At 44.5% G+C, this 20,991-nt stretch carries 11 protein-coding genes; 5 read left to right on the forward strand and 6 right to left on the reverse strand.

The annotated features are described in order from the left end of the window. Positions 1-12 precede the first annotated feature (12 nt). The 5 genes from LX99_RS11225 to LX99_RS11245 form a co-directional block, all read right to left on the reverse strand. A complete protein-coding gene (locus tag LX99_RS11225; RefSeq protein WP_109607957.1) occupies positions 13-1,545 on the reverse strand; it encodes a glycoside hydrolase in 1,533 nt (510 codons plus the stop codon). A 47-nt stretch (positions 1,546-1,592) separates the two neighbouring features. Then, the gene (locus tag LX99_RS11230) at positions 1,593-3,104 is read right to left on the reverse strand and encodes an RICIN domain-containing protein (protein ID WP_109607958.1); all 1,512 of its coding nucleotides are present in this window, start codon (positions 3,102-3,104) and stop codon (positions 1,593-1,595) included. A gap of 66 nt (positions 3,105-3,170) precedes the next feature. Next, positions 3,171-4,874, reverse strand: coding sequence for a RagB/SusD family nutrient uptake outer membrane protein (locus LX99_RS11235; protein ID WP_022832177.1), 1,704 nt, complete (start codon positions 4,872-4,874; stop codon positions 3,171-3,173). Between the two features lie 13 nt (positions 4,875-4,887). Then, complete coding sequence (locus tag LX99_RS11240; protein WP_022832176.1) at positions 4,888-8,082, reverse strand: SusC/RagA family TonB-linked outer membrane protein; 3,195 nt, start codon at positions 8,080-8,082, stop codon at positions 4,888-4,890. A 530-nt stretch (positions 8,083-8,612) separates the two neighbouring features. After that, positions 8,613-12,824, reverse strand: a complete 4,212-nt coding sequence (locus LX99_RS11245; protein WP_109607959.1) for a hybrid sensor histidine kinase/response regulator transcription factor — start codon at positions 12,822-12,824, stop codon at positions 8,613-8,615. Positions 12,825-13,218: 394 nt separating this feature from the next. Between LX99_RS11245 and LX99_RS11250 the strand changes: the two genes are divergently transcribed. The 3 genes from LX99_RS11250 to LX99_RS11260 all read left to right on the forward strand — a co-directional run bounded on the left by LX99_RS11250 (position 13,219) and on the right by LX99_RS11260 (position 18,107). After that, positions 13,219-16,044: a TonB-dependent receptor gene (locus tag LX99_RS11250; RefSeq protein ID WP_109607960.1), complete on the forward strand. Its 2,826-nt coding sequence runs from the start codon at positions 13,219-13,221 to the stop codon at positions 16,042-16,044. Between the two features lie 12 nt (positions 16,045-16,056). Continuing rightward, the gene (locus LX99_RS11255) at positions 16,057-17,484 is read left to right on the forward strand and encodes a hypothetical protein (RefSeq protein WP_146203098.1); all 1,428 of its coding nucleotides are present in this window, start codon (positions 16,057-16,059) and stop codon (positions 17,482-17,484) included. Between the two features lie 65 nt (positions 17,485-17,549). Next, on the forward strand, positions 17,550-18,107 hold the full coding sequence (locus tag LX99_RS11260) for a histidine phosphatase family protein (RefSeq protein ID WP_109607962.1): 558 nt from the start codon (positions 17,550-17,552) through the stop codon (positions 18,105-18,107). 69 nt (positions 18,108-18,176) lie between these two features. Here the strand turns inward: LX99_RS11260 and LX99_RS11265 are convergent, their stop codons facing one another. Next, positions 18,177-18,803, reverse strand: a complete 627-nt coding sequence (locus LX99_RS11265) for a DUF4159 domain-containing protein (protein ID WP_109607963.1) — start codon at positions 18,801-18,803, stop codon at positions 18,177-18,179. Positions 18,804-18,968: 165 nt separating this feature from the next. Here LX99_RS11265 and LX99_RS11270 point away from each other — a divergent pair, with 165 nt between their 5' ends. Together LX99_RS11270 and LX99_RS11275 are read left to right on the forward strand one after the other, a co-directional pair. Beyond that, positions 18,969-19,964 (forward strand): AAA family ATPase, encoded by a 996-nt coding sequence (locus LX99_RS11270; RefSeq protein ID WP_109607964.1) that lies wholly within the window; start codon positions 18,969-18,971, stop codon positions 19,962-19,964. 137 nt (positions 19,965-20,101) lie between these two features. After that, the gene (locus LX99_RS11275; protein ID WP_245927892.1) at positions 20,102-20,977 is read left to right on the forward strand and encodes a DUF58 domain-containing protein; all 876 of its coding nucleotides are present in this window, start codon (positions 20,102-20,104) and stop codon (positions 20,975-20,977) included. The last annotated feature ends 14 nt before the right edge of the window (positions 20,978-20,991 follow it).

The following is a 20,991-nucleotide window of genomic DNA, read 5'->3' on the forward strand; positions in this document are numbered from 1 at the left end:
CGATAGTGTGTGCTAATTGATAGTTCCGGTAAAAGTGATTACCGAGCGGGCCGGGATAATTTGTTTTTGTACCGATGCCTTGCCTGCTTTTAGTTCGGCATTTTGTGATGTGAGATAGGATGAAACCAGTTTTAGTTTATTGCTACCTGCATTAATATCCGCGCTTACGTCATTTGCAGAGTTGTTTACCACCACCAAAACAAGGTTTTTATCATTTTTATAAGCCGATACCAACAAAGGCTTAGCTGTTGATGAAGCTTCGGCGTTAACCCTTATTGCGCCGGGCTTAATAAAACGGCTGTAGTTGCCCAGGGCCCACAGCATTTTGCTGGAGTAAAAATTGCCGTCGGTTTTATTTCTATCCACATAAACCAATCCATCTTTATAATCATAGGCTGAAATGGCGGTCCACCACTGCCATGCGGATGCATTGGCAACCGCGAGGTCGGTATGAATAACCGAGGCCAAATACAAAGCGGCATCAATTCCCAGATCGCGTTTGTTGCCATCTATTTCACCTGCGTTATCGCCTAAAATACAATACTCCGATTGCCAAAGCTCGAGTCCTTTAATAGTAGCTATACTATCAGCCAACGCGGTACGCAACTTTACCGATGACGCCATTGGCGATGTAGTAAAATAGCTGTGCGTGGCAATGGCTTTAGCTACCGAAGGCAGATTGCCAATGTAATTTGCAGAGCCGGGTTTAAAAAAGTCGCTGATTTGGTTGCCTTTTCCTGGCTTATCACCTTTGGTAAACAGATAGTTGATGCTGCCCGCCTCGCCAACCAATATTTTTGAGTTTATTTTATTCGCTGTAAATTGTTTGTTGATAGCGCGTACCACACCGGCTATCTCTGTATTATTATAAGGAGCGCCTTCCTGGCCTCCGTCGCTCCAATCCCATTGCGGTTCATTGATCGGGCTGATATAGTTAAACCTGATTCCGCTTGTTTTTTCAACACCTTTCACAACATCGCCCAGAAACTTAGCGTAGGCATCATATTGATCGGGGGCGATGTTCACCTTCCCACCGGTTGCATAGCTTTTACCATTTACCGTAAACTGTACCGGCGGGCTGTTGTTAAACCCTAAAAACTGGTTTACCCCCCGCCTCTTCGCTGCTTTTAAAAACCAAACCTGTCCGGCCTGGTTTTGCCAGTTGTAATTTCCATCCTTGTTTAAAAAAGACTCAGCACGGCGCCACTCGTCTTTAATGCCGCTTGCTTCGCCCTGCTGCGTACTTCCCGCGCCGATATTGAACCTCCACATGGAAAGGCCTATACCTTTTGGCGAACCATCTGCAAAAGTATCCCTGCTGAAAAGCCAGTCGGCAATCTGGTTTCGCTTGGCATCAGTCCAATTGCCTACAAACTGGCACGACCATGCATCGGAAGCGGCAAAGTTATTAATGGTTTGATAGGTTTTTGAAACATCAATTTTGATGGTAACCACTTTAACCTGGCTAAACGCCAAAGGTATATTAAACCCTATCGCGGCAACAACCGGAAGTATTTTTTTTATGGTAGAATTAAATATCATCATGTTAAATCAACATAGCAACCTGCCCTAAGCAGGTTGCTATGTGTTTATTACTGTTGTACAATTTGCCATTGCTGGTTATTACCCCCGCTATAGGCATATTGTATAATGTTTGCTCCGTTTGCGGTTGAAGCCCCGTTTACATCCAAAGCCTTGCCGCTATTGCGGTTAATTACTTTGTAAATACCTGTTCCGGTGCCGGTAAGTTGCCATTGCTGGTTATTGCCGCCGTTCCAGGGGTATTGTATTATTCCGGCGCCGTTAGCTGTTGAACTCATGTTCACATCAAGCGCCTGGCCGCTGTTGCGGTTGGTTATTTTATAATAACCGCCGCCGTTATCAGTTATTATCCATTGCTGGTTATTGCCGCCGTTTTGCGGCCATTGTATAATACCGGTACCGTTGGCGGTAGATGCTCCGTTTACATCAAGCGCCTGACCGCTATTCAGGTTTAAAAAGCGGTAGTAAGCTCCGGTATAAAAAGTATCAGTACCGCCTGCGCCTACACCCCAGGCGTATTTAATGCGGCTTAAACCCGAGGCATTGGTGGTTGATACCGTATAGTTAGGGGCTGTTCCATTTAACTGCTGTATAGCATAGCTATCGCCGGTGCGGATACCCGGCCAATAAACTGCCCCCATAGTGTAAGCCCTAACCTGGTTGGTTAAACCTTGCAGGTAGGCTATTTCCTGATCTGCATTGATAGCGCCGGTATAATTTTTACCACCCGTCATCGGGATACCAAACTCGGTTAATACCGCGCGGCTGCTGTAAGCGCCTATGTTTGCTTTAAAACGGTTTTCCCATTGCAGAGCTGTTGTAAGTGTGCCGTTACTGAAAAACGTATAATCATGTATCGAGAGCAAACAACCTGAAAAACGGCTATCGGCCCCTACCCCGGTAATATCCTGCGAATAAGATGTACCGCTGATGAGGATCCTGCCCTGCGGCACCGTTGGATAATTGCTTAACCACTGGGCGCAGATGGTTGTCCACTCGCTTAAAGTGTAGCCATGCGGCTCGTTAAAAATTTCAAAGTACACGTGGGTGTTGCTGCCATACTTATTTACGATGGTTTGCCACATCGACCAGAATTCGGTAGTGTTATCTATCTTACCATCTTTAGATGAATTACCTTCCCAGTAGCCTAATATTACATTCATCCCCTTACTCAGGGCCTTATCAATTACGCCTGTATATGAGTTCCACCAGGTTTGAGATACGGTTGAATAATTTACCGGTAACCTTAACGTATTGGCGCCCGTGTTATTCTGGATGCCGGTTAATACAGCATCGGCCTTGCTCGATACGGTGGCATAGCTATCTGTTGATGCCAATCCACTCAGTACCAAAATGCCATCACTAAAATTATCACCGTCTGCCGCCCAGTTTACGCCTTTGAGAGCGCTTGCGGGTGTGGAATCGGTGGTGACAATATCCGCGGCGGGTTTGGTTTCGCCTGTTGTCGCCGGTTGAGTGGTTATAACATTGTCCTTTTTACAGCCGACCATTAAACAACATATCGCCGTTAATAATAAACCCAGGTTCTTCATATTTTGCATAGGTTGATGATTGGATTGAAAAAAGGGGAAGAAAGAACTTTCTCCCCCTTTTTTGTAAAGCGGTTATTAATAGCCTGGATTTTGTTGCAGCTGATTATTCGAAGCCTGGATCTCGGCCCTTGGTATAGGTAGCCAATAATGTTGAGGCTTGAATGAGCGGCCATCCAAAGCCACTTTTGGCGTGTAGGTAAACGAGCCATCGGCATTTTTGGTGATAATTACACCTGCAGCCGGCTTGTTTTCGGTAACATCGGCAATTTTCCAGCGACGCACATCATAAAAACGGTGCTCTTCAAAGGCAAGTTCTACGCGGCGTTCATAACGGACAGCGTTACGCATATCTGCTTGCGACATGCCCACAGCCAACGGAGGCATATTGACACCCGGGCGCGAACGGATCAGGTTAATGGCAGTACGGGCTGATAAGGTAGAACCGGAAGGAATCACATCCGGACCGTAAGCCTCGTTAGCGGCTTCGGCAAAGTTCAGCAAGATCTCGGCATAGCGGAAGTAGATCCATGGCTGAAAGCCCGCATTACCCCATGGGTTTTGCAGTGGGTAGCCATCGTTCATGAATTTTTTAAGATAATAGCCAGTTTTGGTAGTATTCCAGTTGTCTGGTCCGTCTTTGCTGTCTCTACCACCAGGAATAAAAGCTTCGATAGATCTTTCGCGGTATTGAGCGCCGTTATATAATATAGTAGCGGCAAACCTTGGGTCGCGATGCTCATATGGTTTTGTAGCATCATATCCGGATGTTGGATCGGTAATAGGTTTACCGTTATCCATTTCATAATCATCAACCAGGTTTTGCAGCGGTGTATTACCTGCCCAGCCCCCATAACCGTTAGGCCCATTTGCAATTTCAAGATGGGTGTGGTTATCGTTTTTGGTATATAAACGCTCAAAAATGGTTTCGTTGGTAACGTTGTTTAAAAACAGGTTACCATAACCACCTGCATAAATACCGTATTTATTAAGGCTGATAACAGCTTGCGCGGCAGTAACAGCGTCAGCCCACGTACCGGCGGCATATAATGGACTTGCCGCATAAAGCATTAGCCTTGACTTCAAAGCCAATGCGGCACCCTTTGTCGCACGCCCTAACATCCACGATTCGTCATTATCAACCGGAAGTTTCGAGGCGGCATCAGTAAGTTGCGCAACGGCGTAGTCAATACTTTCTTTGATAGTAGCCCTTTTAAACAGCGACGCATCTTGCAGGTTATCAGTAAGGTTAACCACTTTATCGCCCATTAATACCACGCCACCATAGTTACGGATCAGATCCTGGTAACGGAACGCCCTGATAAATTTCAATTCACCTTCCAAACGCGCTTTGTGGATTGCACTGAATGGCATTTTTGGCAAAATACTTAACGCGTAGTTACACTCACGGATGCTCCTGTAGCTGCGCCCCCATAAAACACCAGCGCCGCCTAAGTTTTCGGGCGCAAGCTGGCCTCTTTGTACCAACCAAGTATCGTCATCGTTATTATAAATGGATTCATCAGTAAGTGAACTCCACATGCTGTATTCAAAACCACGGCCAAAACCAGGGTTAGTCCCATCGCCCTCTTTATTCTGTAACCTCTCGCCAATGTAACGATTAGTTACAAAAGCCTCAAATACGGCTGTGTCCGCCTCAATTGCAGCGGTTGAGATCCTATCCGTTGCCTGCACATTCAACAGGTCTTTTTTACATGCCGAGATACCCAGCATGGCACCGCATATTATTAAATACAGCGGGGTTTTATATTGTAGTTTCATTGTTGTTTACTAATTAAAATTTCACGTTAACACCTAAGTTTATAATTCGTTGCTGCGGATAAAACTGGCCGCTGCCGCTGTTGCCTTCAGGATCGTAATCTTTTACTTTTGTGATCGTGAACAGGTTGAACGCGCTGGCATAAACCCTTAAACCACCAATCTTAAGTTTTGAAAGGAAAGGAGCATTGAAATTATAACCTAACTGAACATTTTTTAACCTTAGGAACGACGCGTCATTAAGCCAAAAGGTATTTTGATACGACCCGCTTACCGAGTTAGACGAGCGATCTGCAACCTTTGGATAGGTGCCGTTTGGATTTGTAGGGCTGAACCTGTTATCGGCCCAGCTACTGTAAAAGTTACCTACAGTACCAGCCTCGGGCAATACATATTGGCTAACCTGCGCCTGACCTGAAAATAACAGCGACAGATCAAAATTTTGATATGCGGCATTAACGGTCATGCCGTAAGTAATTTGTGGAATATTGCCGTATTTAGAGCGGGTCTGGTCATCAGCAGTCAATTTGCCATCCTTGTTATAATCCTCATATTTCAAATCGCCCACCTGCGCTCCGGGCACATGCGGATAGCTATCCAATTCGGCCTGGGTACGGAAAATACCTATAGCATTGTAAAGCAGGTAAGTATTTAAAGGCCTTCCTGTTTTACGTTGATAAGGGAGTGTTCCGGCGGCTTCGTCAATAAATATGATCTTACTTTTAGCGTAGGTGACGTTGCCACTTACACCCCAGCTAAATTTCTCGCCTGTATGGTTATAACCTAAAGTGGCTTCAAAACCCTGGCTGTTAACCTTTCCGATATTTTCTGAAGGCACCAATGGTGTATAGTTTGGGTTCCCGTCATTATAAGGATTTACAATGCCCGAAGAGCCAGGCAATGAAGCATTACGTGAAGTTAAGATATCGGACCTTTTTTGTTTGAAATAAATTGCCTCAACAGTAAAGTTGTGTAGGAAAGTAGCGTTGATACCGATGTCCAGTTTTCTGGAAACCTCCCAGGTTATATTTGGGTTTGCAAGCTTTACAAGATTAACGTTTGGCTGGATAACGTTTGTACTAACTTTTGGGTCATAAGCTACAAAACCGTTGTTAACTAAAATATAGTTGTCAAAATATTGAAATCCCTTCACGTTATCATTACCTAATGAACCGTACGATGCCCTTAATTTCAAATCATCAAAAAAGGTAACGCTGTTTTTAAACCAGTTTTCTTTCGAGATCCTCCAGCCTACTGAAGCCGATGGAAAATACCCCCACTGTTTGCCAGAAGGGAATATGGAACTACCATCGGCACGTAACTGACCTTCAAACAGGTATTTTTCGTCATAAGCGTAAGCTAAACGGCTAATAACACTTCGGCGGTTATAATTTGAACTATAGCCAGAGTTTAAATAGTCTGTAGCCGCACCGCCACCTTGTGATAATTCAGGTAATTGAGTTGATAAATAGTTATAGCGATTTGCATCAAAATACTCAAGGTGATTTTGGCTTTGCTCATAACCCACAAACGCGTTAATATCATGTAGGCCAAACTTCCTTGTAAAATTAAGTTTGATGTTTGAGGTAATTAGCGATTCGTTATTTTGCGATTCGAACAGGGTAGCTTTTTGGTTGTTGCCACCAACTATATTTTGTTCGTAAACGTCGGTAGATTTGTTATAATTATATAAGATGTAAGGCTTACTAAAGTTTTTATCAAACGTGTATGATTTATCTATTGAAAAGAAACCGTCAAGAGATAGGCCTTCAATCCCCGGAATAGCATAGCTACCCCTCAAAATACCATTAAAAACTTGTTTTGGATTATTATTAGTACCGCCAATATCGGTTACCGCTACGGCAGGGTTAGTACCTTCGATTCCCCTCGTAGGCAAGCCGTTTGGATAGAATGCCGCTATGGTAGGTTTAGCTCTATATACCGAACGGAATACATCTCCTGCGCCAATCTGCGGGAAAATTCTGTCTTCCTGGCGACCGGATAAAGACAACCCGACTTTTAAACGCTTAGTTACATTTGCATCGATATTTGAACGGAAATTATACTGGTGATATTTGGTTACCCCGCTTTTATAAATACCGTCCTGGTAAATTGTACCGAGAGAAACAAAATACTTAACATCCTCGCTGCCACCTGCAACCGAAAGGCTGTGCTGATTTTGTAGCGCTGTGCTTTTTAACGTTTGCTTTTCCCAATCGGTATTTGGATAATTGAGCGGGTCGGAACCATCTCTAAATTTTTGTATCTCAGCTTCCGAATACGTTTGATTTAGCCCTCCTCCCTGGCTTGCATAATAACCAATCTCGTTCACTATGCGGGCATAAGTTGCCGCATCGGCCATTTTTGGCAAACGGGTTGGTGAGCTAAAGCCTTGGTTAAAGCTATAATTGATAGTTGGCTTGCCGGTTTTACCACGTTTGGTAGTTACCAAAATCACACCATTAGCCGCTCTGTTACCATAAATGGCAGCCGAAGCGTCTTTTAACACAGACATACTTTCGATATCATTCGGGTCGAGCCTCTCCAAACCGCCAATCTGGCCAGGTACACCATCAACTACGATAAGTACATCGTTGCTGCCGGTAGTAGCTTGCCCACGAATGGTAATGCTTGATCCATCATACCCCGGCTCACCGCTACGATTATTTACAATTACGCCTGAAAAACGGCCTGCCAAGGAGTTTGAAAGGTTAGGTTGCGGACTTTTCACAAGTTCGGCACCTTTTACCTGCGATATTGATCCGGTTAAAGTGGCTTTCTTTTGCGTACCGTAACCTACTACTACAACCTCGTTCAGTGATTTTGAATCGGCCTGTAATTGTACGTTAATGGTTGTTTGGCCGTTAAGAATGATTTCCTGCTTGTTGTAGCCTATATAGCTAAACACTAAAGTGCCAGATGACGCGTTTGGCACGTTAATACTAAATTTACCGTTAATATCGGTAACTACACCTGTTGATGTACCTTTTAAAGCAACGCTTACGCCTGGTAAAGTCTGGCCTTTTTCGTCGGTTACCTGGCCGCTTATACGGTCAACGGGCAGGCGCTGCTCATTGATGCTGCCTGTCATTGCCATTGCCGGCAACTGTGCCGTAACAAAGCAAGCCATAGCCATGCTTGTGGCAAGGGCGAAAAAGCGGGGTGACCATTTCCGGTGGGGAGAATCCTTTTCGAGTAAATTTGGTTTCATACGGTTTTTTAAATTGGTTTTAAAATGAAGTAAACTTCGCCGCGGTTAAGGCATTTCTGTTTACCGGTAAGCCTTAGCGATAATCTCCGCTTGGCCGCCTACCCGCGCTTCAAATAAATGTCCTTTTACTTTAGTTTGGTTTACACCATGGTTATTGGTAAGGGCTAAATTGCACGAAAAACACCCTGATAAGTGAGGGGTAAATTCTGATTAAGACGGGGGGTATTTAATAAAAAAGTGCTGGTTTACCGCTTTACGGGCCATTTTAAACAGGGGGTAAATTAATACAGGTAAAATTTACAGGAGGAAGTTTCGTTGAAACACCCGATACACTAAGCATGCGAAACTGGCAGGCAAAACCTAAGAAAAAAGCGATGAGTTATCTCATGCAAAACGTTATTGATATACGAAGTAATCAATAACTAAACGCGGCAAAACTGCCCATGCAATTGCATCGTTTATCGCGACGGCATTTTTTGGAAACGGCAATTTTATAAAACCGGGGGCTTTATGTTTCAATATGCCCCCGATCAATTCTCCTTAATCACATCCCGGTTAACGTTGTAGTTATTATGAAAGGGCTTGCGGTACTTCTTAATATAATCTGAAGGATTAATACCAAACAGTTTATGAAACTGTTCCCTGAAATATTTCAGATCATTCAAACCAACCTTGTAGCCTGCCTCGTAAACCGTGCTATCAGATGAGAGCAAAATTTCGGCGGCTTTACGCAGGCGGATAAACCGGATAAAACTATTGGCCGACTGACCGGAGATAGATTTGATGCGCTTATACAAATTGGAGTGGCTCATGCCAATTTCCGCGGCAAGGGTTTTAATGCTAAAATCAGGATCGGTAAGGTGCAGTTCCACTATCTGCAAACACCTCTCCAAAAACTCTTTGTATTCCTGCGAAATCTTCAGATCATTTGATTTATTGAGCGTGATCTCGTTATAAAAATATTTTTGCAGGTTATTGCGGCTTTTAAGTATGCCGTTAACACGGGCTATCAGGATATCCCTGTCGAACGGTTTGCTGATATAATCGTCGGCCCCGCCCTCAATGCCTTTCAGTTTAATCTCGGGCGATGAGCTGGCGGTGAGCAATATCACCGGGATATGGTTCATTACCGGGTCTTCTTTTATCCGGCTGCATAATTCAATCCCGCTCACGCCGTTCATCATCACATCGCTTATCACAATATCAGGCATCAGATTGCAGGCCGCTTCAAGGCCCGACGTGCCGTTATCAGCTTCAAATATTTCGAATTCGGCGCTAAAAATCTGTTTAAGGTACGTTCTGATCTGTTCGTTATCATCAACCAGCAGCATGGTTTTGGTGGCCGAGCTTAGCGCTTCCTGATTTTTAACGGGTGTCATCAATTCCGGTTCAGGAGATACCAGTTCATCCTTGCTCTCCATCAATTCATCCAAAAACACCGAACTTTCAGCAACATCTTCAAAAATAAATTGCTGACCAAAATGCTCTTTTCCTTTCAATAACGATACGAAGAAGGTTGTGCCCGCGCCCGTCTTACTTTGATAGGTAATGTTACCCTTATGATTTTCAATAAAAACCTTAACCAGGTAAAGCCCTATACCAAAGCCCCCCGCATTAGCCATGGGGTTTTGTAATTGATGAAACTTGTCAAACAACTCATCGCCCGTACCCTCGGCTATACCGCAACCACTATCTTTTATGGCAATGGCAACACCATCTTCGCTATCTGTTATGGTACAGTTTACAATGCCTCCGTCGGGTGTAAATTTCAACGCATTGGAGATCAGATTAAAGATCGCTATTTCCATCTTCTCCTTATCAGCATATATTTCAATGTTATCCCGGTCGGTAATAAAATCAAACTGGATATTCTTGACCCGCGCCTGGTGATTGAAACATAAAAATACCTCGTGGCACAGCGAAACGATGTTTAGCTTTACTATTTTCAGCTTATCGGTGTCGCTCTCGGCCTTACGGAAAAGCAGTAACTGATCAACCAAACTCAACAAACGGCGCGCGTTGCGGTAAACAATATGCAGGTTACCATTGTCATCCGGCCCGCTGCCCTTACCAAACAGCATATCCTTTACCGGGTTAATGATGAGGGTTAAAGGCGTACGGAACTCGTGCGAGATATTGGTAAAGAACGAGAGTTTACGCTCGTTCAATTCCCTGTCCTTTTCGGCAGAAAGTTGGGCTACCTGAACTTCTAATTTAAGCTTTGCCTGGTTTATTTTGTACAACCTGTAATAATTGATCATAAAACCGGCAGCGGCGATGTAGCAAATATAGGCCCACCAGGTTTTATACCAAGGCGGCAGTATGGTTACCTGTAAGGTGGCATAATTATCAAACCAGATGCCATCCTGGTTTGATGCCTTTACCCTAAAGGTGTAAGTACCCGGTTCAAGGTAACGATATGTGGCCGAACGTTGATTACCCACATAGTTCCACGACTTATCGAGGCCTTCCATTTTGTAAGCAAAATCGCCTTTTTGCGGGTAAGCATAATTTAAGGCGGTGTATTGAATGGAAAATACCGACTGATCGGGCTGCAAAACGATTTTCCTTGTTTCATTTACTGCGGCAGGCAGCACTACGCCATTGGCATCACGGTTACCGGCTTCTACCTGTTTACCAAAAATCTGCAAACCGGTAATCACCACGCCGGGACGGTAATAGCTTTTATTTACCTGTGACGGATCAAAAGCGTTTAGCCCTTCGGTACCGCCAAAGTACATTACACGATGGGTGACATCAAAAGCTACTGAGCCGACATTGAATTGCCCACCCTGCAAACCATCAGACTGGTCGTAATTTTCTATTTTCCCGGTAGAGGCGTTAATGCTGGATAAGCCTTTATTGGTACTTACCCAAATGTTGCCGTTGCCAGCATCTTTTACAGCATACACTGTATTATTTGCCAGTCCGTTTTTTTCGTTAAATGCTTTCAGCGAGTGCTGTTTAAGATCATACCTCAGCAAGCCATCGCCTTCTGTGCCAATCCACAAGCAATTCCGCGCATCCCGGTACAGCGAAAATATTACCGCCCCGGGCAGGTATTTTTTTTCATCAGCCGTTTTTAAAAACCTGGTAAAGCGGTTTGTGCCCACATCAAAATAGTCCAGTCCTCCGCCGTAAGCGCCTATCCAAAGGTTACCGTTCTCATCTTCGGCAATCGCCCTTACATCATACGAACTGATGTTGCTGTTGGCCGGGGTATAATTTTTAAATGAACGGGTTACAGGTTCATATAAACTCAACCCACCGCCGTTAGTGCCTATCCAGAGGCGTTTACGCTTATCCTCATAAATTGCACGTACATCATTACCGCCAAGACTATTAGCTACACCGGCAATATGGCTAAAATTGGTAAACGAATCGGAAGACCGGTTATATAAAAACAATCCCTTCGCATAAGTGCCAATCCATACATTGTTGTTACTATCGGTAAACCCGCTTAAAATGGCGTTGTCGGTTAAACTTCCGGCCAACCCATCGGCTTTGTACCGTTTTATCAGCGTACCATCAGGCCTGGTTTTGAGTAACCCGTCGCCATCTGTACCAAACCACAAGTTACCGTTTTTATCAATGGTCATCCCATAAAAACGCACCAGGCTCTCACCGTTTTTATCAATGTTTTTGCGTTGTATACGGGTAAATTTTTCTGTTTTATTACTTACCATGTAAACGCCATCGCCATAGGTACCCAGCCAGGTGTTCTTATCCCTGTCAATATAAAGGGTTTGCACGGAGCGGGGGGTAAGATTAAAACCGTCATCGCCGGTAACAGGCTCAAGTACAAAACTGTTAACGTTATAGTTAGCGGATGAGCCCGGATCAAGTTTGTACAGACCGCCATCCTGCAGGCCAACCAAAAGTTTCTTATCGGTTGTTTCGTTAAGCGCTATATAACGTTTGCTTTTAGCCCCGCTTTTTTCATTGGGAAGCTGGTAAAATTTACCCGACTGCCGGTTGTACCAAACCAGGCCGTTGCCGGTGGCTATCCAAATGTTATGAAAATGGTCTTCAAAAATATCATTGATACGCCCTGAGGGGGGTAAATTAATATCCAGTTTCTTTCCGATAACACCATTTACCTGCATAAACACGTTAAGCCCTCCCTCCTGGGTACCTATCCAGAACAGTCCCTGCGAGTCTTCGAGCATCGAAATCACCCTATCGTCGGTCAGCGATAAAAGTGTTTTTTGCCTGTAATTGGTGAACTTGGCGGTCTTGGCGTTGTAATATGAAAAGCCTATACCGTAAGTGGATACCCAGAAGTTGTTACCCCGCGAAGAGACGATGTTGTTTACATCCTCTTTTTGGGCCCGGCCAATGTTTACTTTATAATGGGTAAAATTTTCTGTACGGGTATCCAGCCTGCTTAATCCATCTCTCGATCCTATCCAGATATAACCGTCTTTACCTGTAAAAACTTTTTCGACATAATTGCTGGTTAAGCCGGACGAATCCCTTTGTTTTGATTTAAATACTTTGAATGTTGTACCGTCAAAACGGTTAAGCCCATCGCTGGTTGCAAACCACATAAAACCATTCGCATCCTGGGTAATGCTGTTCACGATGCCGAACGAAAGCCCATCCTTTAGCGAATATTTTAAAGCCTTGTTTTTTATAGGCGATTGGGCATGCAGCACTGTAAAACTTAGCTGCAAAAGCACCACTACCGAAAGCCTTATTAAAAAACAAGAAGATTGTTTACGATGTAAAAGTATCAGCATTTAATTCCCTCAATATCAAAAGCCCAACAGGCTTATAAACTTTGTTTAAAACGTAAATCGTAAAATGGGCGAATGATTTTCAAATGCCACAAACGCCGGTTTTGATGGTTTATAATTGAGAAGCAAGATAGAAATTAATTGTAATTAAAACACTTAAATTAAAAATATTTTAGTTTGCACAACAAGTGAAACATGCTGAGCGGGGCAGTTGACGTGTATAGTACCACGCTTACAAGCAACTTAAACCGCTGGTTTCGATTGAACTTTTAACATGTAGACCTCAAGTTACATTAAGCATATATTAAGTTTTCATTATCGAATAATCCCGAAGCCAATTATTCAAATTTCCTACAACTTTTGGCAAGTTTCTTTGCGAAAAAATCACCCGTTGCTCATGAAACACCATTACTTTAATCACAGGCTTTTGCTCTTCGTGGCATTAAGCCTGTTATTTTCTATTAAAACTATCGCGCAAACCATAAAAGGGAAGGTAAGCGATTTTAAAACCGGCGAACCCCTTGTCGGCGCTACTGTGCATTTAACACAGGCCGGCGCCAGCAGGTTTGTTGCTGTATCGTTAAATGGTTCTTATAGCTTTAAAAATGTAAAAAGCGGTGCTTACCAGCTACAGGTAAACTATGTTGGCTATACAACTTCACAGAACTACCAAGGTACCATTACATCAACCGATGAAATTAAAATTATCAATGTAAGTATGCAAGACGCGAGTCAGCAAATGACCGAGGTAAAGATCACCGCCTCAACCGGCAAAGAATCTGATAGGGCTGTACGCACTATAGAAAAAACATCGCCTATGGTGCTTAATATCCTATCGGCCAACACCATTAAACTTTTGCCCGATGTTACTGTTGCCAACGCCCTGCAACGTGTAAGTGGTGTTACTATCCAGCGCTCAGCAAGCGGCGAGGGCCGTTACGCCATCATCCGCGGTATGGATCAGCGTTATAACTCAACCCTTGTTAACGGCATTAAAATACCAAGCCCCGATCAGCAATACCGTTTTGTACCGATGGACCTTTTCCCATCAGAAATGCTTGAACGCCTTGAGGTGATCAAAGCCTTAACGCCAAGCATGGAAGGCGACGCCATTGGTGGTGCTATGAACCTGGTAATGAAAAGCGCGCCAAGCCATTTTACGCTCAGCGCCAACGTATCGGGCGGCTTTTCGGGCTTATTTTCAGATGGCAGGTTGTTTAACGCGTTTAATGCTTCGCCTAATAAGCAGTCGCCGGCCATTGTTAACGGCAACAACTTCGCGGCTACCCCTGCCGATTTTAATAACAAAGCCATAACCAGCGGTCACAGCCTTAACAACCCGTTCAGCTCAACGGCGGGTTTAACCATCGGCGATAGGTTTGCCAATAACAAATTAGGCGTTATCTTATCGGCCAGCTATCAAAATGTATATCGTGGTTCCGATTCAAAACAGTTAACGCCAAACGCCCAGCCATCGGCTATTCCTGCACCAAACACACCTCAGTTTTCTGATGCTTATGATCGTACCTACTCAACGCAAACCAAACGGATTGGGGTCCACAATAAAATTGATTATGCAATCAACGATAAAAACAAACTATCGTTATACAACCTGTATATCCACCAGGACGAATCTGAAGCGCGTTTAACAGCTGATACTTTGGGTTTAGGCTTAAATACTACCGCTTTAAACAAGCAGATCACCATATCAAACAGGAGTACCCTAACCCAACAGTCTATTTACAACTCCACTCTGCATGGCGATCATATTTTAGGTAGTAAGCTGGTATTTAACTGGGATGGAGTTTATTCGGTTGCCAACAGACACATGCCCGACAGGACCGAGTTTTTATACGATGCCAACAAATCGTTAAACAGCGCAGGCTCTGTTACCGCCGAGTATGATAACAATACCGAGCTTATTCATCATTGGGAAAACAACCGAGACCGTGACCTGAGCGGCTATGGTAACCTGATTTTCACGCCTAAAATTGGTAACCGCGACGTTGAATTTTCGATAGGTGGCCTATATCGCCACAAAACACGGGATGCTGATTACATCGATTATCACCTTAAAGGAGGTTTAACTTATTATAACAACAACTTTAATTCGTTGCCATTTGCCATTACTACCCCGGCGGGCGGCCTGGGCAGCAATAACGATAGGTTAGAAAACAACTACCATTTTATTGAGAATGACAACGCCGAATATTTTCAGTTTAAATTTAACCCCTTAGATAAGCTACAGGTTTTAGGTGGTGTAAGGGTTGAAAATACAGATATGAGCTATGCTACGCAATCGCCAATTACGGTTACTGAACGTAGCGGAAATATCAAATACACTGATGTATTGCCAAGCATCCACCTGAAATATGAATTAGCCGACAATCAAAATATCAGGGCATCATATTTCGCCTCTATCAGTCGCCCTGGTTTTGGCGAGATCGTACCTTACAAAATTACCGGCGAGTATTATGACCAGGAAGGCAATCCCCACCTGAAACACATCACTGCCGATAACTACGATTTGCGTTATGAACTGTTTCCGGGCGGAGCCGACCAGTTTTTGATCGGTACGTTTTATAAAAAGATCTACAATCCTATCGAATACTTTGTGGTACGCGATGGTGGCCCAAGTACCCAGGTCATTAAACCGATGAATGATGCAGGCAATGCAACCAACTATGGTTTAGAAGTATTGGCCACCAAGTTTTTTGGTGTACTGGGTTTCTCGGTTAACTATACCTATACCCACTCCAGGATCACCACTACTAAATTGCTTTACCAGCAGGGTGCCGACCAAAAATCCACCCAGGATTTTGTGAACGAAACCCGCCCGCTGCAAGGCCAGGCCGATAACGTAGGCAACGCGTCGATCCTGTTCAAGAGCGCTAAATTAGGTTTGGATATGCAGGCTGCGTTTGTGTACACCGGCGAGCGTCTATTCCAGGTATCGCCTTACTACAACCTTGATTTTTATCAGCACGCTTACAATCAGCTCGACTTCTCCTTCGAGAAAACGATTACCAAAAAACTGTCTTTTTACGGCAAAATCAACAACATAACCAATGCCGCAGCCAAAATCTACCTGAAATTCCCGCACGGACAGATCGACAGCAAGCAACAGGAGTTTTTAGGCAAACAGGATATAACATCGCAAACACTGGTTCAGAGCGATTTTTATAAAACCTTCTTTTTGGGCGGTTTCAGGTATAAATTTTAATTAAACACAACGATGAAAAAATATATAGTTCCAATCATTTGCCTCATTATGGCAATAGGTGCTTCAAGCTGCCAGAAATGGAAAGGCGAACACACCGACATTTATACTTATACCCCGCCGGCCGCCAACCCGGTTAGCGATAAAGCCCCACTTTCATGCAGCGGTACCGGCAGTACTGTAGTGCCGGTGAAAGGCACCATGCTAAGTGGCAAAATCTACACGGTTGAAGGTGGCTGCGACTTGGTAATCAACCCTTTAGATACCCTTTTATTGCAGCCCGGCGTAACCCTTAATATGGGTACCGGCAGCAGTTTGATCGTGTTGGGTACACTGGTAAGCAACGGATCGAAAGATGCGCCCAACTGGATCACTGCACCGGGCATTACTAAAAACGATGCACCTGGAGGCGTAACGCCTGCCAACGACCCGGCGTATGCAGGTAAATGGAAAGGTATTGTAGGCGGCAGCACATGCAATTTAATGGTGTTGCGCTGGACACATATTGAATATGCCGGTTTACAGGAGGGCGATGCCACCTCAAAGATTGCCGGATCAGGCGCCGGCAACCAGTACAGCATATTATTTGCCAATTACAAAGGCAACTTTATTTTGGAAGACTCGTGGTTGTACGGCGGTATTGACGACCCCATACGTATATCGGCCGGTAAAATTGCCATTTTCCGCAACACCTTCGAAAAAAATGGCTTAAACGGCGGCGACTGTATAAATGCTAAAGGTGGCACTACCGGTACCATGGCCTATAACCTTTTTATAGGTACAGCAACCAATGGCCAAAAGGCATCAAACAAAGGACAGGCTACCGGTGCTCCGCAAACTAATGTTGTAATGTACAACAATACATTTGTAAGCGGTGGTTACCGGCAGGTACAAAGCGGCAGGGGTGGCTGTATTAATTTTGAGGAAGGTGCCGCGGGTATGTACTATAACAACGTGGCTATTAACTGCCGTTTTGGTTTCAGGGTGGTTGGCAGTCCCGTTGCTGATGTGGCCCATTTATCATACGGCAATAACTATCAATGGGCTGATTCGGTGAAAGTTGCCAACCAGTTTTATCCAACAGGTTACATTACGCAACCTCAGCCAACCGATATTCCATCTATAAAAACGTCAGCTAATTATTTACCAGCCGGTTATACCTTAGGTTCTATTTATGATGGTACCGATGCGGTGCAAAAAAACAACCCTATGTTTACCAACTTCCCGCTGCCAACAAGCGGACATCCGCTGGCGCAATACACAGCAGTAGGAAACTATAACTTCCATTTACAGGCAAGTTCGCCATTAATAGGCAAAGGCAACACCACTATTGCCCCGCTTATTACGGTACCGCTTGATAAGATCTACGGCTTATCTGAAGCTACTTTACCGGGCGCCGATCTGGGTTGCTACCAGCTTAACGGCAGCGGCAACAAACACTAATATTTAACGTACTCACCCAAAGGGCGATTGAGCAATCAATTGCCCTTTTTTATTCCATTTTACAAATGAAAAAGATCATTTATAATATTTTAACCCTGCTTGTGGTAGTCCAGGCATTTTCATTAAAAGTTCAGGCTCAATCTGCCGATCTTAAGATTGTATTTATCCGCCATGCCGAAAAACCGCTTAAGGGCGATAACCTTACCTGCGCGGGTATCAATCGCTCATTAAAACTGCCGGCTGTTATCAATGCTAAATTTGGCGTACCTACTTACTTGTTTGTTCCGGGTTTGGGTTTGGGCGAGACTACCAAACATGCCCGCATGTTTGAAACCGTTGTTCCCTTAGCGGCCAAATACAATTTAACCATCAACAGCAGCCGCGCCGAAAAGGATTCGTTAGGGATGGCTGCCGATTTAAAAAGCCGCAACGGAGTTGTACTGATAAGCTGGGAACACGGCGGCATAGCGCCGATAGTACGATCATTAGGTGTAAAAAAGCAAGGCTTGAAATGGCCCGATGATGATTATGATAGTATCTGGATAGTGAGCTTTAAAAATGGTGAAGCTGTTTTAAATGTGGATCATGAGGGTATAGTTCCTGAAGCAGGATGCAGTTTTTAAAGCGAATTTAAAAAAAACGCCGCAGCTCGGCTGGAGCCGAGCGGCGGCGGGGCGGCACCCTTTTGTTGTTTACAAATTCAACGCGTACATGATAATATTAACGCCGAATTTGGTATTATCCTCGGCCAGGAAACGCTTGTTCCTGAAATCGTAGTCCCACTCGCAGCCGTAATCCTTATTACTGTACAAAACCCCAATCCGTCCGTCAAACTCAATGGCTTTCAGATAGTCATGCACCAGGTCATCCCCCCAGCCGTTCAGCTCAAAACTGGTATTGGGCGGCCCTTTGTCAAAAGGAAAAAACGAATGATAGATTTGGTGGTTATTGGGGATCTTCTTCAATGCCGCCGGGCCAAATAAGGCGCTCATCTGGGCCTCAAATGAGCGGGCGAAGAGGCCATCGATATCATGGTTACAGTCATCGGCAAAAACAAAGCCTCCATTCTCAACATAGCGTTTAAAATTAGCTTTCTCCTTAGCATCAAACTGAACAAGTTTATGACCGCTGATATAGCAAAACGGAGCCGAGAAAATATCCTCACTGCTCAGGGGGATCACTTTTTCGTGCGGATCGATGGGAATAGTAGTGTACTCCAGCAATGAGTTAAGCAGGTTGGAAGGCATGCGCTGGTCGGTATCCCAATCGCCCGAATGATAACTTAACCTTGTGAAGGTAAATTTGCCGCTGTAACGCATTTTAATATTCAGATTTTAAAAGTAGCACATTATTCTGTTTCAATGGGGCTTTTGTTTTTGTATATTGTAAAGTTTCGGATACTTTGTTGCCTTTTTATTAACAGCTGCCCGTTTTTAGGCAAAAGGATGATATATTGGATGACTTATAAAAACTGATCTCATATTTTGGAACTTACCGAAAATAACGTAAAAGTATTATTGGCTAAACTGCCATTGCTAAAAAGCGAGATACAAAAGGTAATTGTTGGCCAGGATGCCATACTGGATGAACTGCTGGTAGCCTTCCTGGCGGGAGGCCATTGTTTGCTGGAAGGCGTACCCGGCCTGGCTAAAACGCTGATGGTGAAAACCATGTCGCAGGCATTACACCTGTCCTTCAGGCGCATCCAGTTTACCCCCGACCTGATGCCTACTGACATCGTAGGCACCGAGATTCTGGAAGAAGACCATGCCACCGGCAAGCGTTTTTTTAAATTTAACAAAGGTCCCCTCTTTGCCAATATTGTTTTGGCCGATGAGATAAACCGTACACCGCCTAAAACACAATCCGCACTGTTAGAGGCCATGCAGGAGTTTGAGGTTACCTACGGCGGTCAAACCTACCCGCTGGACAAACCGTTTTTTATACTTGCCACCCAAAACCCTATTGAACAGGCCGGTACCTACCCCCTGCCCGAAGCGCAGTTAGACCGTTTTTTGCTGCTCGTAAAAATGGGCTACCCAACCGAGCAGGAAGAGTTTGAAGTACTGAACAGAACCACGGGCACCAAAAAAGCTGATGTAAAACCGGTTATTAACGCCGAAGACATACAGCAGGCGCAGGCGTTAGTTAGGCAGGTAAATATCAATGATGAACTGGTGAAATATGTGAGCCTGCTGATACGCGCCACCCGCCCCGATACCACTTCATTAGCCTATGTTAAGGATTGGGTACGCTGGGGGGCAGGTCCGCGCGCGGGGCAGGCTTTGATTTTGACCGCCAAAGCCCGTGCTTTATTAAAGGGCAGGTACGCTGTTTTGATGGAAGATATCCACGCCATGGCCCCGGCAGTTCTGCGCCACCGCGTATTGATGAACTTTAAAGCAGAAGCTGAAAACATTACATCAGACCATGTTACCGCGGAGCTGATCAAAGCCATTGAAAGGCCAAAGGCTATCTGATAAAACATTTCCCTGTAGAGACGCATAATTGCGTCTCTCTGGAGAACACGCTGGCTTTACAGGGCCGCCATTCCAGCGTAAATTGCATGCCGGAGACGCAATTATGCGTCTCTACATATAAAATCCGACCTAAAAAAATGCTCGAACCAAAAGTATTAATGACCATTAAAGATCTGCCCTTACTCGCCAAAACGGTGATAGATGGCTTTTTGAATGGTTTTAATAAAAGCAGCATTAAAGGGCCCGGACTTGAATTTAGCCAATACCGCAGCTATCAGCCAGGCGATGACCTCAGGTGGCTGGATTGGCGCATGTACGCCCGTTCAGACAGGTATTACATCCGCGAATCGGAGGTGGAAACCAGTATTGCCGTTCGGTTTTTGGTGGATGCCAGCGCTTCGATGGCGCACGACGATAATGGCATTAAAAAAATTGACTATGCCCGTTTTATGGCGGCGGCGCTCGCTTATCTGGCCAATTTACAGGGAGATGCTGTTGGTTTATATATTTTTAAGGAGGGAGATTTGTTTTCACTCGCTACTAAACCCGATCCCCGGCATTTACAACGCTTGTACCACCATCTGGCGCAGATCCAGCCTTCGGGCACGTTTACTAATCCCGCACATTACAAAGAACTGTTTGCAGGTACAAACCGTAAGGAACTATTGGTTTTTATTACCGATATGTATCAAACTGATGGAGAGATCAGCAGGCTGCTCAACTCATTATCGGCACATCAGCACGAGATCATTGTTTTTCATCTGATGGGCCAAAATGAGCTTCATTTCGACTTCCACGACTATGGAACACTGGAAGATCTGGAAACGGGGGAAACTATTGATATCAACACCACGCAGTCGCTCTATTACAGGGATAAGCTACAGGAGCACCTAAACAAAACCCGGACAGAACTAACAGGAAACGGTATTTTTTACCGGATGATCAATACTTCCCAACCGTTGGATGAAGCTTTGCGCAGCTTTTTGGTTCAGCGAAATAAAAGCAGGTTTTAAGCGCTAATCAAAGT

The sequence above is a fragment of the Mucilaginibacter oryzae genome (assembly GCF_003148845.1).
GTDB classification, from domain to species: domain Bacteria; phylum Bacteroidota; class Bacteroidia; order Sphingobacteriales; family Sphingobacteriaceae; genus Mucilaginibacter; species Mucilaginibacter oryzae.

Bases quoted from the DNA above. Each gene is read 5' to 3' on its own strand.
- LX99_RS11225 (WP_109607957.1), bottom strand. From the start codon at position 1,545: ATGATGATATTTAATTCTACCATAAAAAAAATACTTCCGGTTGTTGCC.
- LX99_RS11230 (WP_109607958.1), bottom strand. From the start codon at position 3,104: ATGCAAAATATGAAGAACCTGGGTTTATTATTAACGGCGATATGTTGT.
- LX99_RS11235 (WP_022832177.1), bottom strand. From the start codon at position 4,874: ATGAAACTACAATATAAAACCCCGCTGTATTTAATAATATGCGGTGCC.
- LX99_RS11240 (WP_022832176.1), bottom strand. From the start codon at position 8,082: ATGAAACCAAATTTACTCGAAAAGGATTCTCCCCACCGGAAATGGTCA.
- LX99_RS11245 (WP_109607959.1), bottom strand. From the start codon at position 12,824: ATGCTGATACTTTTACATCGTAAACAATCTTCTTGTTTTTTAATAAGG.
- LX99_RS11250 (WP_109607960.1), top strand. From the start codon at position 13,219: ATGAAACACCATTACTTTAATCACAGGCTTTTGCTCTTCGTGGCATTA.
- LX99_RS11255 (WP_146203098.1), top strand. From the start codon at position 16,057: ATGAAAAAATATATAGTTCCAATCATTTGCCTCATTATGGCAATAGGT.
- LX99_RS11260 (WP_109607962.1), top strand. From the start codon at position 17,550: ATGAAAAAGATCATTTATAATATTTTAACCCTGCTTGTGGTAGTCCAG.
- LX99_RS11265 (WP_109607963.1), bottom strand. From the start codon at position 18,803: ATGCGTTACAGCGGCAAATTTACCTTCACAAGGTTAAGTTATCATTCG.
- LX99_RS11275 (WP_245927892.1), top strand. From the start codon at position 20,102: ATGCTCGAACCAAAAGTATTAATGACCATTAAAGATCTGCCCTTACTC.